The organism is Bacillus sp. LR_5, assembly GCF_042709275.1.
On record NZ_JAVAXX010000055.1, the window covers coordinates 1 to 21,286 of the forward strand.

Annotated in this window: 22 protein-coding genes, 1 pseudogene and 3 other annotated features; of the genes and pseudogenes, 17 read left to right on the forward strand and 6 right to left on the reverse strand. The window is 45.5% G+C overall.

The annotated features are described in order from the left end of the window. Positions 1-177 precede the first annotated feature (177 nt). From cysL to RAC86_RS13735, 3 genes are all read left to right on the forward strand, one after another. A complete protein-coding gene (cysL, locus tag RAC86_RS13725; protein ID WP_029726229.1) occupies positions 178-1,077 on the forward strand; it encodes a cysJI operon transcriptional regulator CysL in 900 nt (299 codons plus the stop codon). A gap of 48 nt (positions 1,078-1,125) precedes the next feature. Continuing rightward, the gene (gene ywfL, locus RAC86_RS13730) at positions 1,126-1,971 is read left to right on the forward strand and encodes an octanoyl-[GcvH]:protein N-octanoyltransferase (protein ID WP_003227511.1); all 846 of its coding nucleotides are present in this window, start codon (positions 1,126-1,128) and stop codon (positions 1,969-1,971) included. Positions 1,972-2,138: 167 nt separating this feature from the next. After that, positions 2,139-3,029, forward strand: a complete 891-nt coding sequence (locus tag RAC86_RS13735; RefSeq protein ID WP_029726230.1) for a carboxylate/amino acid/amine transporter — start codon at positions 2,139-2,141, stop codon at positions 3,027-3,029. Between the two features lie 143 nt (positions 3,030-3,172). On the opposite strand, the gene rsfA is transcribed toward RAC86_RS13735, so the two are convergent. Further along, positions 3,173-3,949, reverse strand: coding sequence for a prespore-specific transcription regulator RsfA (gene rsfA, locus RAC86_RS13740; RefSeq protein ID WP_119899903.1), 777 nt, complete (start codon positions 3,947-3,949; stop codon positions 3,173-3,175). 214 nt (positions 3,950-4,163) lie between these two features. Between rsfA and RAC86_RS13745 the strand changes: the two genes are divergently transcribed. From RAC86_RS13745 to RAC86_RS13775, 7 genes are all read left to right on the forward strand, one after another. After that, positions 4,164-4,388 (forward strand): YuzB family protein, encoded by a 225-nt coding sequence (locus RAC86_RS13745; protein WP_003222050.1) that lies wholly within the window; start codon positions 4,164-4,166, stop codon positions 4,386-4,388. 161 nt (positions 4,389-4,549) lie between these two features. Then, positions 4,550-5,851, forward strand: coding sequence for an HD domain-containing protein (locus RAC86_RS13750; RefSeq protein ID WP_119899902.1), 1,302 nt, complete (start codon positions 4,550-4,552; stop codon positions 5,849-5,851). 35 nt (positions 5,852-5,886) lie between these two features. Then, on the forward strand, positions 5,887-6,387 hold the full coding sequence (locus tag RAC86_RS13755; protein WP_003227524.1) for a YwgA family protein: 501 nt from the start codon (positions 5,887-5,889) through the stop codon (positions 6,385-6,387). A 111-nt stretch (positions 6,388-6,498) separates the two neighbouring features. Continuing rightward, positions 6,499-6,969, forward strand: coding sequence for an Rrf2 family transcriptional regulator (locus tag RAC86_RS13760; RefSeq protein WP_017696247.1), 471 nt, complete (start codon positions 6,499-6,501; stop codon positions 6,967-6,969). Further along, positions 6,969-8,378, forward strand: coding sequence for an MFS transporter (locus RAC86_RS13765; protein WP_046664004.1), 1,410 nt, complete (start codon positions 6,969-6,971; stop codon positions 8,376-8,378). The genes RAC86_RS13760 and RAC86_RS13765 overlap by 1 nt, the downstream gene beginning before the upstream one ends. Before the next feature lie 46 nt (positions 8,379-8,424). Beyond that, positions 8,425-8,653: a binding site (T-box leader), on the forward strand. Between the two features lie 33 nt (positions 8,654-8,686). After that, positions 8,687-8,908 (forward strand) — a binding site (T-box leader). A gap of 31 nt (positions 8,909-8,939) precedes the next feature. Then, positions 8,940-9,161 (forward strand) — a binding site (T-box leader). Between the two features lie 53 nt (positions 9,162-9,214). Next, the gene (gene thrS / locus RAC86_RS13770; RefSeq protein ID WP_119899900.1) at positions 9,215-11,131 is read left to right on the forward strand and encodes a threonine--tRNA ligase; all 1,917 of its coding nucleotides are present in this window, start codon (positions 9,215-9,217) and stop codon (positions 11,129-11,131) included. Positions 11,132-11,250: 119 nt separating this feature from the next. Beyond that, entirely contained in the window at positions 11,251-11,670 is a 420-nt protein-coding gene (locus tag RAC86_RS13775) for a MarR family transcriptional regulator (protein ID WP_003242889.1), read from the forward strand. Between the two features lie 42 nt (positions 11,671-11,712). On the opposite strand, the gene RAC86_RS13780 is transcribed toward RAC86_RS13775, so the two are convergent. Then, the gene (locus RAC86_RS13780; protein ID WP_003222038.1) at positions 11,713-11,901 is read right to left on the reverse strand and encodes a 2-hydroxymuconate tautomerase; all 189 of its coding nucleotides are present in this window, start codon (positions 11,899-11,901) and stop codon (positions 11,713-11,715) included. A 108-nt stretch (positions 11,902-12,009) separates the two neighbouring features. On the opposite strand from RAC86_RS13780, the gene RAC86_RS13785 reads away from it, so the two are divergent. The 3 genes from RAC86_RS13785 (at position 12,010) to RAC86_RS13795 (ending at position 13,774) form a co-directional block, all read left to right on the forward strand. Beyond that, entirely contained in the window at positions 12,010-12,669 is a 660-nt protein-coding gene (locus tag RAC86_RS13785) for a site-2 protease family protein (RefSeq protein ID WP_003243167.1), read from the forward strand. Positions 12,670-12,682: 13 nt separating this feature from the next. Further along, on the forward strand, positions 12,683-13,201 hold the full coding sequence (locus RAC86_RS13790) for a YwhD family protein (protein WP_015250981.1): 519 nt from the start codon (positions 12,683-12,685) through the stop codon (positions 13,199-13,201). A gap of 138 nt (positions 13,202-13,339) precedes the next feature. Next, positions 13,340-13,774, forward strand: a complete 435-nt coding sequence (locus tag RAC86_RS13795) for a hypothetical protein (protein ID WP_014478299.1) — start codon at positions 13,340-13,342, stop codon at positions 13,772-13,774. A gap of 27 nt (positions 13,775-13,801) precedes the next feature. Here RAC86_RS13795 and RAC86_RS13800 read toward each other — a convergent pair whose 3' ends face one another. Further along, positions 13,802-15,877: a transglycosylase domain-containing protein gene (locus RAC86_RS13800; RefSeq protein ID WP_033883392.1), complete on the reverse strand. Its 2,076-nt coding sequence runs from the start codon at positions 15,875-15,877 to the stop codon at positions 13,802-13,804. Positions 15,878-16,078: 201 nt separating this feature from the next. Between RAC86_RS13800 and speE the strand changes: the two genes are divergently transcribed. Both speE and speB read left to right on the forward strand, forming a co-directional pair. After that, complete coding sequence (gene speE / locus RAC86_RS13805) at positions 16,079-16,909, forward strand: spermidine synthase (protein WP_003227543.1); 831 nt, start codon at positions 16,079-16,081, stop codon at positions 16,907-16,909. A 60-nt stretch (positions 16,910-16,969) separates the two neighbouring features. Then, entirely contained in the window at positions 16,970-17,842 is an 873-nt protein-coding gene (gene speB / locus RAC86_RS13810) for an agmatinase (protein WP_003227545.1), read from the forward strand. Positions 17,843-17,873: 31 nt separating this feature from the next. Here the strand turns inward: speB and RAC86_RS13815 are convergent. The 3 genes and pseudogenes from RAC86_RS13815 to rapF all read right to left on the reverse strand — a co-directional run bounded on the left by RAC86_RS13815 (position 17,874) and on the right by rapF (position 19,685). Continuing rightward, positions 17,874-18,339 (reverse strand): annotated as a pseudogene (locus tag RAC86_RS13815) (YbaK/EbsC family protein). A 97-nt stretch (positions 18,340-18,436) separates the two neighbouring features. Continuing rightward, positions 18,437-18,556: a phosphatase RapF inhibitor PhrF gene (phrF, locus tag RAC86_RS13820; RefSeq protein WP_009968329.1), complete on the reverse strand. Its 120-nt coding sequence runs from the start codon at positions 18,554-18,556 to the stop codon at positions 18,437-18,439. After that, positions 18,540-19,685, reverse strand: a complete 1,146-nt coding sequence (rapF, locus tag RAC86_RS13825; RefSeq protein WP_377885771.1) for a response regulator aspartate phosphatase RapF — start codon at positions 19,683-19,685, stop codon at positions 18,540-18,542. The genes phrF and rapF overlap by 17 nt, the downstream gene beginning before the upstream one ends. A gap of 2 nt (positions 19,686-19,687) precedes the next feature. Here rapF and RAC86_RS13830 point away from each other — a divergent pair, with 2 nt between their 5' ends. After that, entirely contained in the window at positions 19,688-19,918 is a 231-nt protein-coding gene (locus RAC86_RS13830; protein WP_125121078.1) for a hypothetical protein, read from the forward strand. Next, the gene (locus RAC86_RS13835; protein ID WP_377885774.1) at positions 19,915-21,270 is read left to right on the forward strand and encodes a YncE family protein; all 1,356 of its coding nucleotides are present in this window, start codon (positions 19,915-19,917) and stop codon (positions 21,268-21,270) included. The genes RAC86_RS13830 and RAC86_RS13835 overlap by 4 nt, the downstream gene beginning before the upstream one ends. Positions 21,271-21,286: the final 16 nt, after the last annotated feature.

A 21,286-nucleotide genomic window follows, 5' to 3' on the forward strand; every position in this document is an offset into this window, starting at 1 on the left:
CGCATTAATTACAGCGGCGCAAGCACTGTAATAAAATTGAAGACAATGGCAGCTCTCGACCGAGGGCTGCCTTTTTTGCGCTTCTGTATAGCCCTTCTTTACCAAGACGGATGATATGAGTACAATAAAGAAAACTAATCATAACCATATATTTCATTAATGACAGGGGTGGGGTTTTTGTATTACGACGTGCTGAAAACGTTTATAGCGGTGGTAGAAGAAAAAAACTTCACAAAAGCGGCGGAAAAGCTGATGATCTCCCAGCCCAGCGTCAGTCTGCATATCAAAAATCTTGAGAAAGAATTTCAAACGGCTCTTCTGAACAGGTCGCCAAAACACTTTACGACAACGCCGACAGGAGACATTTTATATCAAAGAGCAAAGCAAATGGTGTTTCTCTACGAACAAGCCAAGGCTGAAATCTATGCGCATCATCACTATGTGAAGGGTGAATTGAAAATAGCTGCAAGCTTTACAATCGGTGAGTATATTCTTCCGCCGCTATTGGCCCAGCTGCAAAAGCTGTATCCAGAGCTGAATCTAGATGTCATGATTGGCAATACAGAGGAGGTCAGCGAGCGTGTGCGGATGCTTCAGGCTGATATCGGGCTGATTGAAGGACATACAAACGAGAATGAGCTGGAAATTGAACCGTTCATGGAGGATGAAATGTGCATTGCCGCTCCAAATCAGCATCCGCTCGCCGGGCGGAAAGAGATTTCGATCAGCGATTTGCAGAACGAAGCGTGGGTGACAAGAGAGAAAGGCTCCGGGACGAGAGAATATCTTGATCATGTACTCAGTTCAAATGGACTTCGGCCGAAATCAATGTTCACCATCAGCAGCAATCAAGGTGTAAAGGAAGCGGTGATCAACGGCATGGGACTTTCGGTTCTATCCAGAAGCGTACTGCATAAGGATTTGATCCACCGCGAAATCTCAATTCTGCATATTAAAGATTTCTCGTTAAAACGCAAGCTGTCTTACATTTATTCTCCTCTCATGGAGAATACAAAAAATAAAGAAATTTTTATTACGATGCTGAAAAGCAATTATCAATCACACCTGCTGAAATGATATAATAGTTTTCGTTCAATAAGCCTAACATGAAAGGGTTTTACATAGATGGCAAACCAACCGATTGATTTACTGATGCAGCCGAAATGGAGAGTCATTGACCAATCCAGTCTCGGCCCTTTATTTGATGCGAAGCAATCCTTCGCAATGGATGATACGCTGTGCATGTCCGTCGGAAAAGGCGTGTCGCCGGCGACAGCGCGCTCATGGGTGCACCACGATACAATTGTCCTTGGAATACAGGATACACGCCTCCCGTTTTTGCAGGATGGCATCTCCTTGCTGGAGAGTGAAGGATACCGTGTGATCGTACGCAATTCCGGCGGTCTTGCCGTCGTATTGGATGACGGTGTTTTAAATATCTCTCTCATATTCGAGGACGAAAAGAAAGGCATCGATATAGACAAAGGATATGAAGCGATGGTCGAGCTGATGAGACGAATGCTGAGACCGTACAACGCAAAGATCGAAGCCTATGAAATTGAAGGGTCTTATTGTCCCGGCAGCTATGACCTCAGTATAAATGGCAAAAAGTTCGCCGGCATCTCTCAGAGACGCGTTCGCGGCGGAGTCGCTGTTCAAATTTATCTCTGTGCGGATAAAAGCGGCAGTGAAAGGGCCGACTTGATCAGACGATTCTATCAAGCGGCGCTGAAAGACAAACAAAACGATAAAAAAGGCGTCTATCCGGAAATACGTCCGGAAACGATGGCGTCCTTAAGTGAGCTTCTGCAAAAAGACATCTCCGTACAAGACTTAATGTTCGCTTTATTGACGGAATTAAAAGCGTTAAGCACTCATCTTTACTCTGCCGGACTGTCCATTGATGAGGAAATGGAATTTGAGAAAAATCTCGTCCGGATGGCTGAGCGGAATGCAAAGGTATTTGGGTGAACGTTCTTCGCATGCCGGCTGTATATGCCGGCATGCATTTTTTATGACAAGCGGCATTTTACCCCAATAATCTTATTTTCAGATAAATCCTTCTTACATACAGATAACCACGGCAAAAAGAAAAACGATAAAATGACATCAGCATCCATATTAAAGGGGAGAGGCAGATGAAAGGGAATATTTACAGCCTTTTTGTATTGATTGCGGCTTTTTTCTGGGGGACCACGGGAACCGTTCAGGCATTGGCTCCAGAAAGCGCCACACCGCTGGCATTTGGAGCGTTCAGGTTATTAATAGGAGGAAGCGCCATGCTGCTTGCGGTTTGGGTCAGCCGGGAGCTTCACGTGAAAAATTGGTCATGGCCGCTCGTATTTTTAGCCGCTGTTTGTATGGCGTGTTACCAGCCGCTGTTTTTCACAGCGGTTAAAGAAACGGGAATTGCAGTGGGAACTGTGATTGCCATCGGCAGTGCGCCTATCATTGCCGGGACCCTCGAATGGGCTGTATTGAAGAAACGCCCGCGAAACTCCTGGTGGATTGCGACTGTGCTGGCTTTAGCGGGTTGCTGGCTTCTGTTTTCCGACAGTTCCAATGTTCGGATTGATGTGGCTGGTGTTCTTATGGCGCTTGGAGCGGGTGCTTCTTTTGCAGGCTATACGCTCATCAGTAAAGCGATGATGAAAACCCAGCCTCCGCGAGCGACCTCCGCCGTTGTATTCATGATCAGCGCCATCTTGCTGACGCCGCTATTATGGCAGTTAGATATCTCGTGGATATTGACCCCTAGAGGACTGGGAACAAGCCTTTACATCGGGTTAATTGCAACATGTGCCGCATACTTTTTGTTTGCGAAAGGGCTTACCGGGGTTCCGGCCTCGGCGGCGGTCACGCTGTCTTTAGCTGAACCGCTGACGGCTTCATTGCTTGGCGTGTTTTTCATAGGGGAAATGCTTTCGCCTTCCTCGTGGCTGGGCATTGCGCTTATGATGCTGGGGCTTTTGGTCATTTCTGCTGCGCCTCGGAAACAAAAAACGGCCGAGGCAGCTCACATGTCTTAATAGATTCACATAAGCTTGGCCTCATTTTACAAGAATAGCTGATCCGGCTGCAAAATGAGGAAATTCTCTTTTCTCAATAGAAAAGGGGATTTTGCACATGGCGAAAATCCCAAAACAGCTGCCCGTTTTGGGATTTTTCTATGTCATTCCGCTAATTTTTCTAAATTGCCGTTCCGGTCCATTTTGAAGGACGGAGAGGCATGTTCATCTTCTTCAAATAAAACTAGCTTTCTGGCTCTGTTCATAATTTTCACTAAGGTTTCATAATCTTCTTGGATCGTTTTTTGGTCTTTTTCAAGCTTTTGAACTTCTGCCTCTAGCTGCTCTGTTTTGTTTTGCAATTCCTGATTTTCTTTCTTTAAACGCTCGTTTTCCATTTTTAATGCTGATGATTGCTCGTGATTGCCTTCGTAATTCTGCAGGAAGCGGATCACATCATTCATCGTCATCTCAGGCGCAGCTGCAGGTGTTTGAGGAGACAATAAGTGTGATAGACTAGCTAACTCTTCCTTAAAGCTTTCATCAACAAAAGGCATATGTTCGCCAGACATTAAAGGTTGCTCATTTTCGACAGATGGTGTTTCCATTTTAACCGGCTCTTCCACAGCGGTTTCTTGAATGATTTCAGGATCAACGGCAGGAGGCTGATATAACAATCTTTTTTTCGCGGGCTGCCCGTTTCCGAGCGCTCTCATCCGCTGTTTTCGTTGTTTCTTTGCAAGCTGAAGCGCTTTTTCATATTGATGGCGGACCACTGCGTTCCATCTGAATCCGCAGGCTGCGGATGTCCGGTTTAATTTATCGCCGACTTCTTCAAAGGCGTTCAGCTGAGTGCTGCCCTCCCTCACATGCCGAAGCACTGTTTCGGCTAAAAGCAGATCGTTTTCCTCTGACCAAGCGTCTTGTCGCTGTTTTGTCATTTATCTCAACTCCCATTTTTCTTTTCATGGTATTAGAATGTCCAGGTTGGAAAATATTTATACAAATTGGCTGAAAGAATAGGAGATACGAAGGATGGAGCGGCTTGCAGGAACAGTCGAATCCTTGTAAAATGAAGAGTGATGTGATTTTTTTTGAAACGTGATTTTAGGTTATTCACATAGATGAACATAGAAATGAAGGGAAGCGTACGTCATGGCTAATGAATTTCGAGTGTGTGATGATTGCCAAGCCACTAATATCAAAACATTGCTGCCGCGTTTGAAAGAAGTGGACCCGGACGCAAAGGTTGAGGTAGGATGCCAATCTTATTGCGGGCCCGGACGGAAAAAATCATTTGCTTTTGTGAACAATCGCCCGCTGTCAGCTCCGACAGAGGATGAGCTGATTGACAAAGTAAAAAAGAAAATAAAAAAGTAAAAACATATTTTTTCTTAGCCTCGGCCCTCAGGTCAGGCTTTTTTGCTTCACAAGATGTGTTTTTCATGAAGATGGAACAAATCGCCGGGCAAATTCAAGGATGTTTTCAAAGAATAGAGTCGATATAATAGAAACACGGCTAAAAAAAAGAGGGAATGACGATGGCGTATCCAAATGGAAAATTATCAGAAGAAAAAGTGTTTAAAGATCCGGTGCACCGCTATGTTCATGTTCGGGACAAGCTGATATGGGATTTAATCGGAACCCGTGAATTTCAGCGTCTCCGCAGAATTAAGCAGCTCGGCACGACCTATTTGACGTTCCATGGGGCTGAGCACAGCCGGTTCAACCATTCTCTCGGTGTCTATGAAATTGTCAGAAGAATGGTTGATGACGTCTTTAAAGGCCGCCCTGAATGGGATGACAGTGAGCGTGAACTCTGTTTGGCCGCGGCACTGCTTCATGACCTCGGGCACGGGCCGTTCTCGCATTCATTTGAAAAGGTCTTTCACCTTGACCACGAGGATTTTACAAGAGGTATCATTTTGGGAGACACGCAGGTTAATCAGGTGCTCAGAAAGGTGAGCCCGGGTTTCCCTCAGGATGTTGCTGAAGTCATTGCCAAAACATATAAAAACAAGCAAGTGGTCAGCCTGATTTCGAGTCAGATTGACGCAGACCGCATGGATTACCTCCAGCGCGACGCATATTATACGGGCGTCAGCTACGGCCATTTTGATATGGAGCGGATTCTTCGGGTGATGCGGCCGCGCGAGGATCAGATCGTCATTAAAGAAAGCGGAATGCACGCTGTCGAAGACTATATCATGAGCCGTTACCAAATGTACTGGCAGGTCTACTTCCATCCTGTGACCAGAAGTGCAGAGGTCATTTTAACGAAGATTCTTCACAGGGCGAAGCAGCTGCACGATGAAGGCTATGTCTTCACTCACGCTCCGGTTCATTTCTATTCTATTTTTGAAGGGAAATTGACACTGGAGGATTATGTAAAGCTGGATGAATCTATTATTTTGTATTACTTCCAGGCCTGGGAGGATGAAGAAGACGCGATTTTATCCGACTTGTGCCGCAGATTTATTAACCGCCAGCTTTTCCAATACGTTGAATTCAATCCGAATGAAGAAATGTCGGCTTATTTTGAGCTGACTTCATTGTTCAAAGAGGCGGGGATCGATCCGAGCTATTATTTGGTCGTTGATTCTTCATCAGATCTGCCATACGATTTTTACCGACCGGGAGAGGAAGAGGAGCGTCTGCCGATCCATCTCTTGACGCAAAACGGCCAAATTAAAGAGCTGTCCAGGCAGTCGGCTATTGTGGAATCCATCTCAGGTAAACGGCGGACGGACCACAAGCTGTACTATCCAAAGGACTTGATTTGTGACGGCTCTAAACATCCGGAAGCGAAAATGAAAATCCGGCAGCTGCTGGGACTGACATAGAAATTGGAAAGAAGGAAAAAGGAGATGTCGGGAATTTGTTGAAAGAACATGCAAAACTGATGAAGGTGTTCTCGGATTCTGGAGAAATCATCGGGCGAAAGAAGCTGCAGAAAATGATTTATATCGCCAAGAAAATGCAGTTTCCTTTCTATGAGAAATATGATTTTCACTTTTACGGACCATATTCAGAGGAACTGACGCTCCAGATTGAAGAGCTGTGCAACCTTGGATTTCTGCATGAGGTGAAGGAAAAAAAGGGCGGCTACTTTCAATACCGGTATTCTCTGACTGAGACAGGCTCCGCATTTTTAGACCATGCTGATCTGGACATGCCGGATATGAAAGGCTATATCGACAGTGTAAACAGCCGTTCATCACGGTTTTTAGAGCTGGTTTCCACGATCCTTTACTTTGACGGGCTTGAGGATGAGGAAAAGAAAGAAAAAGTCTTTACCATCAAAAGCAAGCAAAAATATACAAATGAAGAATATGACGAAGCGCTTCAATACATAGAGGAACTGAAGCAGATTTGTTAACCATACCAAGCAAAAGAAATGAATCGTTTCTTTTGCTTTTTTTATTGACAAAAGCTGCCAAGAGATTCATTATGGATAATAGTTATCCATAATGAATCAGGAGTGAATAGAATGAAAATGAAATCAGGAATGGAGCAGGCGGTTTCTGTGCTGCTGTTACTGTCAAGGCTGCCTGTACAGGCTTCTTTGACGTCAGAGGCTATAAGCCAGCGATTGCGCGTGTCTCCGTCTTACTTGAAGAAGCTGATGAGAACATTGGTTCAAGCCGGTTTGGCAGAATCCTTACCAGGGACGAAGGGCGGTTTTACCCTGACGAAGCCTTTGGCGGACATTACGCTTTATGATGTTTATCAAGCGGTCGAAGGCAGAGGTTCGATGTATCAGGGGAAAGGCCTGCTGCAATCTGTATTTGAGGGTGAAAGTCACTGTGTGCTGGAGACAGTCATGGGGGAAATCGAGGATAAATGGTCCAATCTTATGAGAGAAGAATCCTTGCAGCATGTCATGGACAGAGTCGGGGAATTGTATGATCTTGAAAAAATAGATGATTGGGTAATCAAGCAAGTGAAAGGGCAATTGTAATGAAAAATAGCGGGTCTATACAAGAATCAACATCATCAACAGGCATATCCGTGCTGATCGTGCTCGCACTTGGTTTCCTCATGGCAACTCTTGATGTGACCGTTGTGAATGTGGCGATGGCTGATATGAAAAACACTCTTTCAATGTCACTTTCAGGTGTAACGTGGGTTGTGGACGGGTACATTCTTACTTTTGCGTCGCTTCTGCTGGCGGGCGGAGCCTTGGCTGACCGTTTCGGCTCGAAGACGATCTATATCTTGGGTCTAGCCGTTTTTGTTCTGGCCTCCTGTCTATGCGCTGCATCTATAAATGGGCAGATGCTGATTGCCGGACGTCTCATACAGGGAATTGGGGCAGCATTGTTTATGCCAAGCTCACTCAGCCTTTTGGCTGCCTCTTACCCTGATGAGCGGGCGCGGGCGAGAATGTTTGGACTGTGGGCCGCGCTTGTTTCCGCCGCTTCAGGCCTTGGGCCCTTTATCGGGGGAGTGCTGGTACAGTTGGCGGGCTGGCAGAGTATTTTTCTGATCAATGTGCCAATAGGGGCTGCTGCGCTCATTTCAGCTTACCGAATCCTAAGCCGCGTCCCGGGAAAAAACGGCCGCGTGAACATCACCGGGCATCTGCTTGGCATGATGGCTCTCGGGTTTCTTTCCTATGCTTTGATACAGGGGCCTTCAGCGGGCTGGCGCTCGCCAGTGATTCTTGTAGCATTTACTGCAGCGATTTTGGCATTTGTGCTGTTTTTGCTGCGGGAAATTTCTGCAAAAGCACCCATCCTGCCGGCGTCCTTATACAAAAACGGCCGCTTCTCAGCTGCCCAATTTATCGGGTTTTTGCTGAATTTCGCCCTTTTTGGCGGCATGTTTATGCTCAGCCTTTTTTTGCAGGAAGCAGGAGGGGCAAGTTCCTTTATGGCTGGAGTGGAGCTGCTGCCGATGATGGCGGTCTTCGTGATCGGCAATCTGCTGTTTGCCCGTCTGGCGAATCGGTTTGAAGCCGGTCAGCTTATGTTTGTATCAATGGCGGTCAGCTGTATCATTGCATTGCTGTTGTTTGTGCTGATTTCTCCGGATTTTCCTTATTGGCAGCTGGCGGTGTTGATGTCTGTTATGAACCTCTGTACCGGTATTACAGTTCCTGCCATGACAACTGTGATCATGCAGGCTGCCGGGCAAAGACATGCGAATATCGCCGGTGCGGCGTTAAATGCAAACCGGCAAATCGGAGCCTTGGTCGGCGTAGCGATAACCGGGGTGATCATTCATCTGTCCGCCACTTGGTATGCCGGTGCCGGGTTTACATTTTTGATGATGGGGGCGGCATACAGCCTCGCTGCATTGCTTGTATGGCTGTTTCTGGCTGCCCATAACGGAACTGCTGCGTCAGAAAAAAATGTAAATCACTGATTGCGCTTTGTGGGAATATATAGTAAGATATAAAAAATTATTGAAACAACAGGCACTGATAAGGACACGAGATGCTTTTTACGGTTTCCAGAGAGGGAAGGACAGCTGAGATCTTCCTAACGCAGGGAAAGCAGCTTACCGCCTTTGAGCCGTATCGGGGAAAACAAGTATCTGATACCGTTATGCTGCGTTACAGCATCTTTAAGCCGATCACCATGTGTAATTGATCGGGAATTTGGGTGGAACCACGGATGATCAACACATTCGTCCCTTTTAGAGGGATGGGTGTGTTTTTTTATATGAACTACATAAATGCGTTGAAAAGGACACGAATGATAGTTACGGTTTTCAGAGAGGGAAGGAAAGGTGAGAGCTTCCCAGCTTAGGAATATCATTTACCGCCTTGGAGCAGCATTGGGGAACTGAAGTATCCAATGCCGTTTATGCTGCGTTATAGCACCGAGCCGACAACATAGTATTTGTCGGGAACTTGGGTGGAACCACGGGTTAATCACACACTCGTCCCTATCTGCGGGACGGGTGTGTTTTTTTATGAATTGAATACATGCGATGAAAAGGACATGAATGATAGTTACGGTTTTCAGAGAGGGAAGGAAAGGTGAGAGCTTCCCAGCTTAGGAATATCATTTACCGCCTTGGAGCAGCATTGGGGAACTGAAGTAACCAATGCCGTCTATGCTGCGTTACAGCACCGAGCCGACAATATCGTATTTGTCGGGAACTTGGGTGGAACCACGGGTTAATCACACACTCGTCCCTATCTGCGGGACGGGTGTGTTTTTTTATATACAACAATGAATAAGGAGTGTTCTAAAATGAGTAAACATGTGCACATTCAGCTTCCGGACGGACAGAACCAGGAATATCCGAAAGGCATCACAATCAAAGAAGCGGCTGGTTCTATCAGTTCCAGTCTGCAAAAGAAGGCTGCCGCAGGTCAGGTCAACGGCAAGCTTGTTGATCTCAGCTTTAAGCTGGAGGAAGATGCTGAGCTTTCGATTGTCACACTCGATTCACAAGAAGGCTTGCAGGTGCTTCGCCACACAACAGCGCACGTGCTGGCCCAAGCAGTAAAACGGCTGTACGGCGAAGTGTCATTGGGGGTAGGGCCTGTGATTTTAGACGGCTTCTACTATGACATGAAGCTGGGGAAAAGCTTGGCATCAGGAGACTTAGAGGCCATCGAAAAAGAAATGAAAAACATAATAAATGAGAACCTTGAAATCAAACGTATAGAGGTTTCTTACGAAGAGGCTGAAGAGGTGTTTGCACAAAAAGACGAGCGGCTCAAGCTTGAGATTTTAAAGGATATTCCGCGCGGGGAGGATATCACATTGTACCAGCAAGGGGAATTCGTTGACCTGTGCCGCGGGCCGCATCTTCCTTCTACAGGGATGATCAAGGCGTTCAAACTGACAAGAGTATCAGGCGCTTATTGGCGCGGAGACAGCAAAAATGAAGTCCTGCAGCGGGTGTACGGGGTTGCGTTTCAAAAGAAAAAAGATTTGGATGCGCACCTGCATATGCTGGAAGAAGCGGCAAAACGAGACCATCGCAAGCTCGGCAAACAGTTAGGGCTGTTTATGTTTTCTGAAGAAGCGCCGGGGATGCCGTTTTATTTGCCGAAAGGGCAGATTGTCCGCAATGAGCTGGAGCGCTTCTCGCGTGAGCTGCAAACAAATGCCGGCTACGATGAGGTGCGTACGCCGTTTATGATGAATCAGCGGTTATGGGAGCAGTCAGGCCATTGGGACCATTATCGCGACAATATGTACTTTTCAGAAGTGGATGATACAAGATTCGCAATGAAGCCGATGAATTGCCCCGGCCACATGCTCATTTTTAAAAACAGCCTGTATTCTTATCGGGATCTGCCAATTCGCATGGCGGAATTCGGACAGGTGCACCGCCATGAATACAGCGGCGCTTTAAACGGAATGCTTCGCGTTCGGACGTTCTGTCAGGATGACGCCCATATTTTCGTTCGGGAGGATCAGATTGAGAGTGAGATCAAAGAAGCGATTCGGCTGATTGATGAGGTATATCGGACATTTGGTTTCGAGTATTCAGTTGAGCTTTCGACTCGCCCGGAGGATTCATTAGGCGATGACAGCCTTTGGGAAGCGTCGGAACGTGCCTTAGCACGCGTCCTTGAGGAGCTTGGCCTCTCTTATGAGATCAATGAAGGTGATGGGGCGTTTTACGGGCCGAAAATTGATTTCCACATAAAAGATGCCCTGAAACGGAGCCACCAATGTGCGACAATTCAGCTTGATTTTCAAATGCCGGAAAAATTTGATTTAACATATATCAACGAACTCAATGAGAAGGTTCGTCCCGTTGTCATCCACAGAGCGGTTTTCGGCTCGATCGACCGTTTCTTCGGTATTTTGATCGAGCATTACGGCGGGGCTTTCCCAGTCTGGCTCGCACCGGTCCAGGTTCAAATCATACCGGTTTCGCACATTCACTTAGACTATTGCAGAAAGGTGCAGGCGGAGCTGAAGCAGGCGGGGATAAGAGCCGGCATTGATGAGCGCAATGAGAAGCTCGGCTATAAAATCAGAGAATCGCAGGTGCAGAAAATCCCGTACGTGCTGGTGCTTGGAGATCATGAGGAGCAGGAGAATGCGGTAAACGTCCGCCAATTCGGACATCAGCAGAGTGAACACGTTCCTTTCCAAACTTTTAAAGATAAACTTGTCAAACAGGTGGAAAATCGAGGCATGTAGGATAAAAGCTGTGAATTCACATTTTGCTTTTTTGACTTTCCCTATTCGGAATCAGTAAAATAATAAGTAAATCATATCGTTCGTATGTTATGAATGCATCTCGAAATGGGGAAATTGACATGGACCATGACAAACTGGAAGCAAATTTGCTGGATCACGCACTTACAAAATATTTGAAAAGCACGAAGCAATTAGATGAAGCCACCGTTCCGAAACACGTGAATAATGTAAGAGGATTTATTCTGCGGATCATATACAGACATGGGAGCTGCACCATAAAGGATATTTTGAAGGAGGTCACACTGTCTCCCTCTGCCACGACCACAGCTCTGAATCATTTAGAGCAGGAAGGGTTTATTGAGAGATCCAGAAATAACAATGACCGCCGCACTGTATGGATTACGCTTTCTGAATCGGGCCGGGGAGCGGCTGAACAAATGATCGAAAACCGCCAGCAGCTGATTGATGGCATGTTTGAACGTTTAACAGCCGAAGAGAAAAAGACGTTCTTGGCGATTATTGCGAAGCTGGCTCAATAGGGATAATAAAAGCCGGTGCGCGAAGCGCCGGCTTTATAGAGATTATTCCATATCGCTCAGGCGTTTGCCTGCGACGGCATAATGGTCTTTTCTCATTTCTTCTATAAAGACAACAATTTTTTCTTCAGAAGCACCGGTTGTTTCCTTTACGGCTTCTGTTACTTTCTCGACAAGATTGCGTTTTTGCTCGTCTGTACGGCCTTCGAGCATTTTGACAGTTACGTATGGCATGGGTGCTGAATCCTCCTTTATCTCGTTTCCTCTCTTTAGAAAAAGAGGCTTCTTATAGTATACTGAATAAAGTAAATTCTTGCATTTTGAGAAAGAGGGATATCTCACTTGGACCGTTTTTTATATTATCCGTTATCTTTAATGCCATACCTCGTCATCACGCTAATTGTGTCGTTTACGATGCACGAGCTTGCCCACGCTTATGTCGCATACAAATTCGGTGACGATACGGCGAAAAAACAAGGAAGACTGACGCTGAATCCCATTAAACACCTTGATCCGTTCGGAACCATTTTGATTCTGGTGGCCGGATTCGGGTGGGCGCGCCCCATTCCCGTGAATCGCCGTTTCTTTAAGAAACCCCGGCTTGCTGGTGTGCTCGTATCTATAGCCGGGCCCGTCAGTAACCTGATTCTTGCGTTTATTGGTTTCTTTTTGTTAGTGTTGATGCATGCGTACGGAATGGAAATGCTTGCGGCGTTCAGCACGGGGCTGGATCAGTTTTTTTCTATTTGGATACAGCTGAATCTTGTCTTGTTTTTATTTAATCTGCTGCCGCTTCCTCCGCTCGATGGCTATCGAATTATAGAAGATCTCGTTCCGCCGGGCGTGCGTGCCAAAATGACGCAGGCGGAGAGCTACGGCTTTATCGTGTTTTTGGTGCTGTTTGTGACACCGCTAGGATCTTACGTGCTGTGGCCGATGCTCAATGCAGGAAGAGATTCGATTTTAAAGCTGTTTTCAGCGATATTTCAACCGCTTTTGTAGGAGGTAGAACTTCATGGAAGAAAAAAAGAAAAAATCAATCGGGTTTAATATTATCAAAAGTGATCCGACAGACGGACACGGCGGTTTTGGCGTAGGGGCACTCAGCCTTGATAACATTTCTCCCGTATTCGTTGATGTAGAAGAAAAAGAAGCGTTCGTAGACATCGGCGCCATGCATGCCCGCAGCACCGTTGAAAAAGGAATTAAATTTCTCCCGAATAAAGAAGAAGTGCCGAACGGAAAACCATACTGGCTTGTGTGGGTAACGATTGACAGAAAAGAAGAGGGGCCTTATTACGCTGGTGTGACAGCCTGTGAAATGACGGTCGACAGAAGCATCAGAAGAGGCTACAAGTCGCTGCCTGAGCATGTGAATTTGATGGATAAATCCATGAAACGGAAAATCATCGTTGATAAAATGGACGACAGCTCGAAGCGTGTACTAGGCGAATTTCTGAAAAAGCATGATCAGGGCCTATGGGACCGTTCCTCAGATGAGTTAAAAACGAGCCTGCTTCCGGAAGATAATTGATTTGTGAATTTTCTGTGAAATTTTAAAGTATTTGAGATATTTTTCGTAAACATTGAGTAAACTGGTGATACAGAAATAGGACATGGAAAATCCCGAGCCGAAACAAGACTCGGGGTTTTTCATTTTTAGGGGGATATGATGTACGAAACCATTCGAGTCGGCGATTGGTTGATAAAAGCCGACGTGGAAGAAACGAGAAAGCAATATGAGAAAGATATAGAGGATATGTGTGAATGCGGTAACTGTCTTAACTATTACGAGGCAGTGAATGAACTGCCAGTCCAAAAAGCACAAGTATTAGAAAGTTTCGGCCTCATTCCGTCCAAATGCACAGATATAAATTATCATGGGGTAAAAGATCATCTGCACTTTTATATAGCGAGTTATTTTATAGTAGGCCGTATTGTTGAAGGAAAACAAGAATGGAATCCGAAAAAGATTGATTTCTCGTGGCATATTTCATTTTCAGTGCCGCAACACCAAATTTACATTCCTAAGGGTTTTCCAAAACCAATTATTCAGCTCGATTGTGTTACGCTTCTTCCATGGGTCATTGACCAACCATACGAATAACCCGGCCTCCGAGGAGCCGGGTTATTTTCAATGATGTCGCCCCAGCCATTTGTCCCACCACTTTTTCTCGGAAGCGGGCTTTTCTTTGGATGGAAGCCGGTCTTTTGTTTGTTTTGCGGGTTCTGCCCCGTAGCACATGTTTGCTGGTTCTGTGCCTTTCACAAAATATGTGTAATGCTTAGCGGCACAGCCGGGACCTGATGAGTAGCCTGTTTCCGGATCAATGTACACACCGGTTACGCCTTTTGGCGGCTTGAACGCGGTTTCTGGTTCGCCTTTGAGCGCGTCCTCCATGAAGTCCGCCCAAATGGTTTTAGCATAGCTTTTTTCTTCGACCGAGTCGATGGTGCTGTTTTTGTCATAGCCGGTCCAAACACCTGCGGCCAGCTTCGGATTGAAGCCGATCATCCAGCTGTCTGCGCTGGTGGTTCCTGATTTTCCGGCATACGTTCTTGTCAGGCGGTTGGCTATCGTTCGCCCCGTTACCGACGTATATCCATTTAAATCGGTATCAAACATGCCTGTCATCATACTCGCTGTGACAAAAGCGGCTTTTTCATCAAGCACTTGTTTATGCTGATTCGGGTTTTCGTACAGCACGTGGCCGGCTGCGTCCGTTACCCTTGAAATAAAAGTCGGTTCGATTTTCTTTCCGCCATTTGCGAGCATGGCATAGGCGTTGACCATCTCAATCGGACGCACGGGTTCGGTGCCGAGTGCCAGAGACGGCAGTGCTTGAAGATGGGCGGTAATGCCGAATTCCTTTGCCGTCTTTACAAGTTTGTTCGTGCCGAGAAAAAGATGCGTTTTCACAGCGTAAATATTGTCTGAAAGCGCCAGCGCCTGCAGAAGCGTAATCGGCTTGTTGGCATAGTATCCGTTATAGTTGCTTGGAGAATAGGTTTCTCCCTTTGCATCAATTTGAAACTCGGTTTCTTCGCTTTTCATCAAAGTGACTGGCGTAAATCCGCTCTGAATCGCTTTATAGTACAGCAACGGCTTGATCGTCGAAGCAGGCTGGCGCTTCGCCTGTGTCGTCCGGTCAAACGGGCTTTTTTGATAATCCCTGCCGCCGACAAGGGCGAGAACGTTTCCGGTGCGGGGATCAATGGCTGAAAACCCGACTTGAATGTCAGAGCCCGCGTTAACCGTTTCGGTTATGGTCTCCTCGGCGATGCGCTGCATCCGTTTATCTACCGTTGTATAGACGTTTAACCCGCTCGTTTCAATTTGCTCCCGTGTCATGCCGAGCTTTTTTTCCAGCTCTCTCATCGCATTGTCATAGAAATAAGGAGCCTTTCTCTTGGAAACTTGTTTATTCAAAGGCTGATAGGAAAGAGGTTCCTTGATCAATTCATCCGCTTTCTTTTGGCTGATCATCTGCTGCTTTTCCATCATCCGCACGATCGTTTTCTGGCGTTCCTTGGCCTTCGTCTCATTGACATACGGTGAATAGCCGGAAGGGCCTTTCGGGATTCCTGCCAAAAGCGCCGCCTCCGCATCCGTCAGGTTTTTGGCATGCTTGCCGAAATACAGGCGGGAAGCTGCTTCAATGCCGTAGGCGCCGTGGCCGTAGTAAATTGTATTTAAATAGCCTTCTAATATCTCGTCCTTAGAATAGTTTTGTTCCAGACGGATCGTGTAGAACGCCTCATTCCATTTCCGTTTCCACGTTTTGTCGTGTTCAAGGTATAAGTTTCTGGCATATTGCTGGGTGATGGTGCTTGCACCCTGAACTTTGGCAAATGCTTTCAGGTCAGCAAGCGCCGCGCCGGCCATGCGTTTATAATCAAAGCCGTGATGATCGTAGAAATTCTGGTCTTCAATCGCCACTGTCGCTTTTACGATCGTTGGATTCATGTCCTTTAAGGGGACCCAATAGCGCTTTTCGCCGTAGTTCGTTTCCCCGAGCTTTGAGCCGTCACTCGCGTACAAAATCGTGGACTGCGGCACTTGCACCGAGGGAGCGCCCTGGTATTTGGCTATCAAAATGACAGTCATAAACACGGCAGCTGCCGCCAAGGCCGCAAAAGCCCCTAAAAAGATAAAGGCGCGAACGGTTTTCAGCGTCAGTCTCAGCCGTTTATTTGTCATTGCATCCACAACGGGTTCCCCCTTTTTTTATGTTTCTACTATTATGAGAAAAAAAGATCGTTTTTAAACATCGCAGAACAGGACGCATCTTTACTTTTTCCCCGCCATCCTCTATACTTTTTCCTTAGGTGAAAATGAGATTTCAACCGAGAATAAAAGCTGATAAGACGCTTACAATAAATGAATACAGCCTCGAAAGGGAGATGACAATTGAGCGAACTTTGGTACACAGAGAAGCAGACGAAAAACTTTGGCATTACGATGAAGGTTAACAAGACGTTACATACAGAACAAACGGAGTTTCAGCATTTAGAAATGGTGGAAACAGAAGAGTTCGGCAACATGCTGTTTTTGGACGGCATGGTGATGACATCTGAAAAAGACGAATTCGTTTATCACGAAATGGTGGCGCATGTGCCATTATTTACGCACCCAAATCCGGAGCACGTTCTTGTAGTCGGCGGCGGTGACGGCGGCGTTATCAGAGAAATCCTGAAGCACCCAAGCGTGAAAAAAGCGACACTTGTAGACATTGACGGCAAGGTTATCGAATACTCTAAAAAGTTCCTTCCTTCTATCGCAGGCAAACTGGATGATCCGCGCGTTGACGTGCAGGTAGATGACGGATTTATGCACATTGCAAAATCTGAAAATCAATACGATGTCATCATGGTAGATTCAACTGAACCAGTCGGACCGGCTGTAAACCTGTTTACAAAAGGATTCTACGCAGGAATCGCAAAAGCGCTGAAAGAAGACGGTATTTTCGTTGCGCAGACGGACAACCCATGGTTTACACCGGAATTAATCACAAATGTACAGCGCGACGTGAAGGAAATCTTCCCGATTACGAAGCTGTATACGGCGAACATTCCGACATATCCAAGCGGTTTGTGGACATTTACAATTGGCTCGAAAAAATATGATCCGCTTGCAGTGGAAGACAGCCGTTTCTTCGATATTGAGACGAAATATTACACAAAAGATATTCATAAAGCGGCATTTGTTCTGCCGAAATTTGTGAGTGACCTGATTAAATAATGAAGGTATGGCGCAGGAGCGAATCTTGCGCTTTTTTACAGGAAAGTGAGGGTATTATAGATGAGATTTGATGAAGCTTATTCAGGAAAAGTATTTATCGCGAGCCGTCCCGAGTGGGAAGAGGCGGACGCCATTCTTTACGGCATGCCAATGGACTGGACAGTCAGCTATCGCCCGGGCTCACGCTTTGGCCCAAGCAGAATCCGTGAGGTATCAATCGGCCTTGAGGAATACAGCCCATATTTAGACCGCGATCTGGCTGACTTGAACTTCTTTGACGCCGGCGACATTCCGCTGCCGTTCGGAAATCCGCAGCGAAGCCTGGATATGATTGAGGAGTACGTGGACAGCATTTTAGAAAAAGGGAAGTTCCCAATGGGTATGGGCGGGGAGCACCTCGTGTCATGGCCTGTCATTAAAGCGATGTACAAGAAATACCCAGACCTTGCGATCATCCATTTTGACGCACATACAGATCTTCGTGTTGATTATGAGGGAGAACCGCTTTCTCACTCCACGCCGATCCGTAAGGCGGCAGAATTGATCGGACCGCACAATGTGTATTCATTCGGAATCCGTTCCGGCATGAAAGAAGAGTTTGAATGGGCAAAGGAAAACGGCATGCACATCTCAAAATTTGAGGTGCTTGAACCGCTGAAAGAGGTGCTTCCGAAGCTGGCGGGCCGTCCGGTTTATGTCACAATTGACATTGACGTATTAGACCCTGCACACGCACCGGGTACAGGAACGGTTGACGCCGGCGGCATCACGTCTAAAGAACTGCTTGCATCCGTCCATGAAATTGCGCGTTCAGAGGTAAACGTAAAGGGCGCTGATTTAGTGGAAGTCGCACCGGTGTATGACCACTCAGAGCAAACGGCAAACACAGCCAGCAAAATCATCCGTGAAATGCTGCTTGGGTTTGTGAAATAAGTAAACATCCAGACGATGTCTGGATGTTTTTTTATTCCCAGTCTTTACAAACATCAATCCATGCTTTTGAGAAAGAAAATTCGGATAATTCTCCTCAATAGCGGAGTTTCTGCTGCCGCATGCGAAGAAAACAGTCTCAAACCGTTTCAGCGATACATCTAGATAAACCTCAAGATCATGAGCCAACCCAAATGGGCAAACACCTCCAATTTCATGGCCTGTCTGCTCCAGTACCTCATTAGGAGAGAGCATTCTTGCTTTAAAGCCAAATGTTTGCCTGAACTTTTTGTTGTCGATCTTGGCATCGCCGGCTGCCACAATCAGAATCGCCTGATCTCCTTCCCCTCTGAAGGACAGGGTCTTGGCGATTCTAGCCGGGCTCACGCCGATCGTCTCAGCTGCCTGTTCAACAGTGTCGCGCTCGACGTTTCGAACTCCGTCACATCATTTTCTCGATTCCATTGTGTAAAGTGGGTTCTCACACTTTTTAGAGACATGCTGCATTTCCACTATTTTTAAGATTATTGAAAAAATCATAGCATGGATTGGGAGACTGGGTAAAGAGGGGACAAAAAAACCGCCGATGGACGGCGGTTAAATCATTCCTCGTTGTGCAACTTCAATTTGGTGTGTAGGTGCATTTGCAATAGTTGTTGCCACGAACACAGTGCTTAGAGCCAGACAAGAGAGTAATAGTTTAGACTTCAATTTCATACAATCTCACTCCTCCTTGAATAAGTTGCCTCACTTGTTCCACCTTCAGAAAATAAGCAGAAGCTTTTTGAAAATTTTTACGTCCATGATAATATTTTGCCACATCAAGAGCGAAATCTTCAAGATCAGCATACAACATTTTACTTTCGAGAAAATCAAAAAATCCTTGAATTGCTTCTTCATCAGGGCCTGATAAGTATAAAGATTTCAAAAATTCAAACTCCGATAAATATATTAAATCTCCGGCCTTTTGAGAATAAGCCATTCCCTTACTATGATATTCACGGGCTTTATCCATTTTTCCTAATTTATAATGGATCTGTGTAATTAAAAAATACGCTTGAGGTAAGGAAGGAAGAATATTTGATTCTTCAAAAACAGCTATTGCTCTTTTGAAATAAGTTATGGCATCCTCATATTGGCTTTGGCTGTTTTTACAAAGCCCGATATTGTACAAAGTTCTTCCCATTAATTGGGGCTGCTTTTCAGCTTCTGCCATAGAATAAGCTTTTTGAAAATGTGAGACGGCATCCTCATACTGTTTTAAATCTAAAAAATTGGTGGCAAATAAAGAATGACACTGCAGCAATCTTATATTATAAGCTTCATTTTCTTTGTATATTTCATATGCTTGCCGTGCATAGTCCATTGAAAAATACGTTTGTTTCATATAGTAATAAGATTCAGACATCTTAAAGAAAAACTCAGCTTTCTCTATCCGATCCTTAACGAATATCAGCTTGCTTTCGGCCTTTTTGAAAAATTTAATAGCCGACAGATATTCCCGCTGATCCAGCTCATACATGCCTCTGAAGAAATTAAAATAGTACTCAAGCAGACCAGTTAAACGAGCCTGTTTTTTATCAATCTCAAGCAGCAGATCAGACAGTCTCGGCTGTTCCTCAATTCTCATTTTTTCTAACGGTTCAAGGTACTCAAGCATTAGGTTGTGCCGAAACTCCATCAGTGAATAGTACAAATGAAGGTCTTGATCTTCTTCCATTTGATCCAGCTCTTGCTTGATTTCTCGTCGCAAATATTCTGCATCGGGTATGCTAAATCGGCGTATGTACATATACCATTCGTTAATCTTTTCTCCGATGGAAGAAGAAGATATGACACCTGTCACGTTTGCAAATCCCTCCCTTCATAATTCTATATATGTCATATTTTATCATCAACATTCTTGTGAGAAGCGCAAAAAAACCGCAATTTTTTCTTTCGTTACACCGCATGTTTGGAGATATATTTTCAAAAAGAAGCGTTTACCCTCAGCAATTTGTACAAGCAAACACGTTAATCTTCCATATTCTGTTATATCTGCGTGAGCAGTGTATGTCTGAAAAGGAAGTGAAGGAATGAGAAAAAACAAGCTTTCCTTTAAAGAAAAAGCAGGAGCAGAACAAGAAGAGTGCTTATGTTTTTGTGAGGGAGAAGCAAGCCGAGAAGCCATGTTTCAAGCACCGATTGAATTACCTGAAGGGTTTGTCGTTGATCCGGCTGAAGCTGTTGCAAACGTGACGTGGAATGCAGACAGCCTTTCTTGTGTCAGTGACCGTTGCTTAATTCAAACGGGGCCAGAGCCTGATGAGGTCGGTGTTCAATTTGCAGTGCGCCTGCAGGGAACCGTTACGCTACTCGTCAGTGTCTCACCTGTGCGAAATCAATATGGACAAGGGGACGGGGCTGTTTCCGTCATTCACAATGCAGAAATCGATCAAGTCGTCTATTATTCCGATGAACCGGATGATTGCCCGGATATCAGTGACATCACGATTGAGAACCTTGTTGTTGTTCCGCCGTTTTACGGCAGTCCTTTATCGGTGACGGGGACGATTGTGCTTGTACCGGAGCCGGAACCCGTCTACGCGTTTACAGCGAATCCAAATGATCAATCAGTTTCTGTGATTGATACAAACACCCATACTGTTGTGACAACGATTGCTCTTCCGTACAATCCGGCAGGTATTGAAATTACGCCAGATAAAAGCGCAGTGTTTGTCTTACATCCCAACAATAATGTGATTTCTGTCATCGATTATGACACATTAACAGTGACAGCAACTATATTGCTGGATCAGCCGCCTCGATTGATTAGATTTATCCCTAATCATGAGTTTGCTTATGTTTTCACCGGTACTGCGGTTTATGTGATTGGAATTGATACGTTAACTGTGGATAGGTCGATTCCTGTGGAAGGATATGATGTTGCAATCGATCCCAATGGGTTATTCGCCTATGTTCTGAATTTTGGAATAGTGCAAAAAGTGGACCTAACTACTGGTGAAGTCACAGGAACAATTGAACGAGAGCTTATCGTATCAACCATAGAAACAAATTGGCCGGAGCGGTATGCCTATGTATTAGAACAAGAATTCTTTTTTAATTATTTGACGGTTATTGATTTAAATACGTTTACCATCAGCAGCACCCAAGAGCTGGAGTATGAAGGGGAATATCGAATGTTTACGAGTGGAGTAGAGGTGTATTTATATGACGGCTTCACTGGCAATTTATATTCTGTCAGTCCAAATGGAGCAGGCGTTATAGGAAATGTTCCGCAGTCGGCAAGAGACTTTGCGTTTACCCCGAATGGCGAGTTTCTGTATGCAACTCATGTTCTAGAACAGAGCATCACTGTTTACAACACGGATGATTACTCCGTGGAGACTGTCATATCTCTTGGGGTTTCACCGGGAGCTATTGCGATTTAATCAACTATATGTTGTG

Bases quoted from the DNA above. Each gene is read 5' to 3' on its own strand.
- ywfL (WP_003227511.1), top strand. From the start codon at position 1,126: ATGGCAAACCAACCGATTGATTTACTGATGCAGCCGAAATGGAGAGTC.
- RAC86_RS13735 (WP_029726230.1), top strand. From the start codon at position 2,139: ATGAAAGGGAATATTTACAGCCTTTTTGTATTGATTGCGGCTTTTTTC.
- rsfA (WP_119899903.1), bottom strand. From the start codon at position 3,949: ATGACAAAACAGCGACAAGACGCTTGGTCAGAGGAAAACGATCTGCTT.
- RAC86_RS13745 (WP_003222050.1), top strand. From the start codon at position 4,164: ATGGCTAATGAATTTCGAGTGTGTGATGATTGCCAAGCCACTAATATC.
- RAC86_RS13750 (WP_119899902.1), top strand. From the start codon at position 4,550: ATGGCGTATCCAAATGGAAAATTATCAGAAGAAAAAGTGTTTAAAGAT.
- RAC86_RS13760 (WP_017696247.1), top strand. From the start codon at position 6,499: ATGAAAATGAAATCAGGAATGGAGCAGGCGGTTTCTGTGCTGCTGTTA.
- RAC86_RS13765 (WP_046664004.1), top strand. From the start codon at position 6,969: ATGAAAAATAGCGGGTCTATACAAGAATCAACATCATCAACAGGCATA.
- thrS (WP_119899900.1), top strand. From the start codon at position 9,215: ATGAGTAAACATGTGCACATTCAGCTTCCGGACGGACAGAACCAGGAA.
- RAC86_RS13775 (WP_003242889.1), top strand. From the start codon at position 11,251: ATGGACCATGACAAACTGGAAGCAAATTTGCTGGATCACGCACTTACA.
- RAC86_RS13780 (WP_003222038.1), bottom strand. From the start codon at position 11,901: ATGCCATACGTAACTGTCAAAATGCTCGAAGGCCGTACAGACGAGCAA.
- RAC86_RS13790 (WP_015250981.1), top strand. From the start codon at position 12,683: ATGGAAGAAAAAAAGAAAAAATCAATCGGGTTTAATATTATCAAAAGT.
- RAC86_RS13795 (WP_014478299.1), top strand. From the start codon at position 13,340: ATGTACGAAACCATTCGAGTCGGCGATTGGTTGATAAAAGCCGACGTG.
- speB (WP_003227545.1), top strand. From the start codon at position 16,970: ATGAGATTTGATGAAGCTTATTCAGGAAAAGTATTTATCGCGAGCCGT.
- phrF (WP_009968329.1), bottom strand. From the start codon at position 18,556: ATGAAATTGAAGTCTAAACTATTACTCTCTTGTCTGGCTCTAAGCACT.
- RAC86_RS13835 (WP_377885774.1), top strand. From the start codon at position 19,915: ATGAGAAAAAACAAGCTTTCCTTTAAAGAAAAAGCAGGAGCAGAACAA.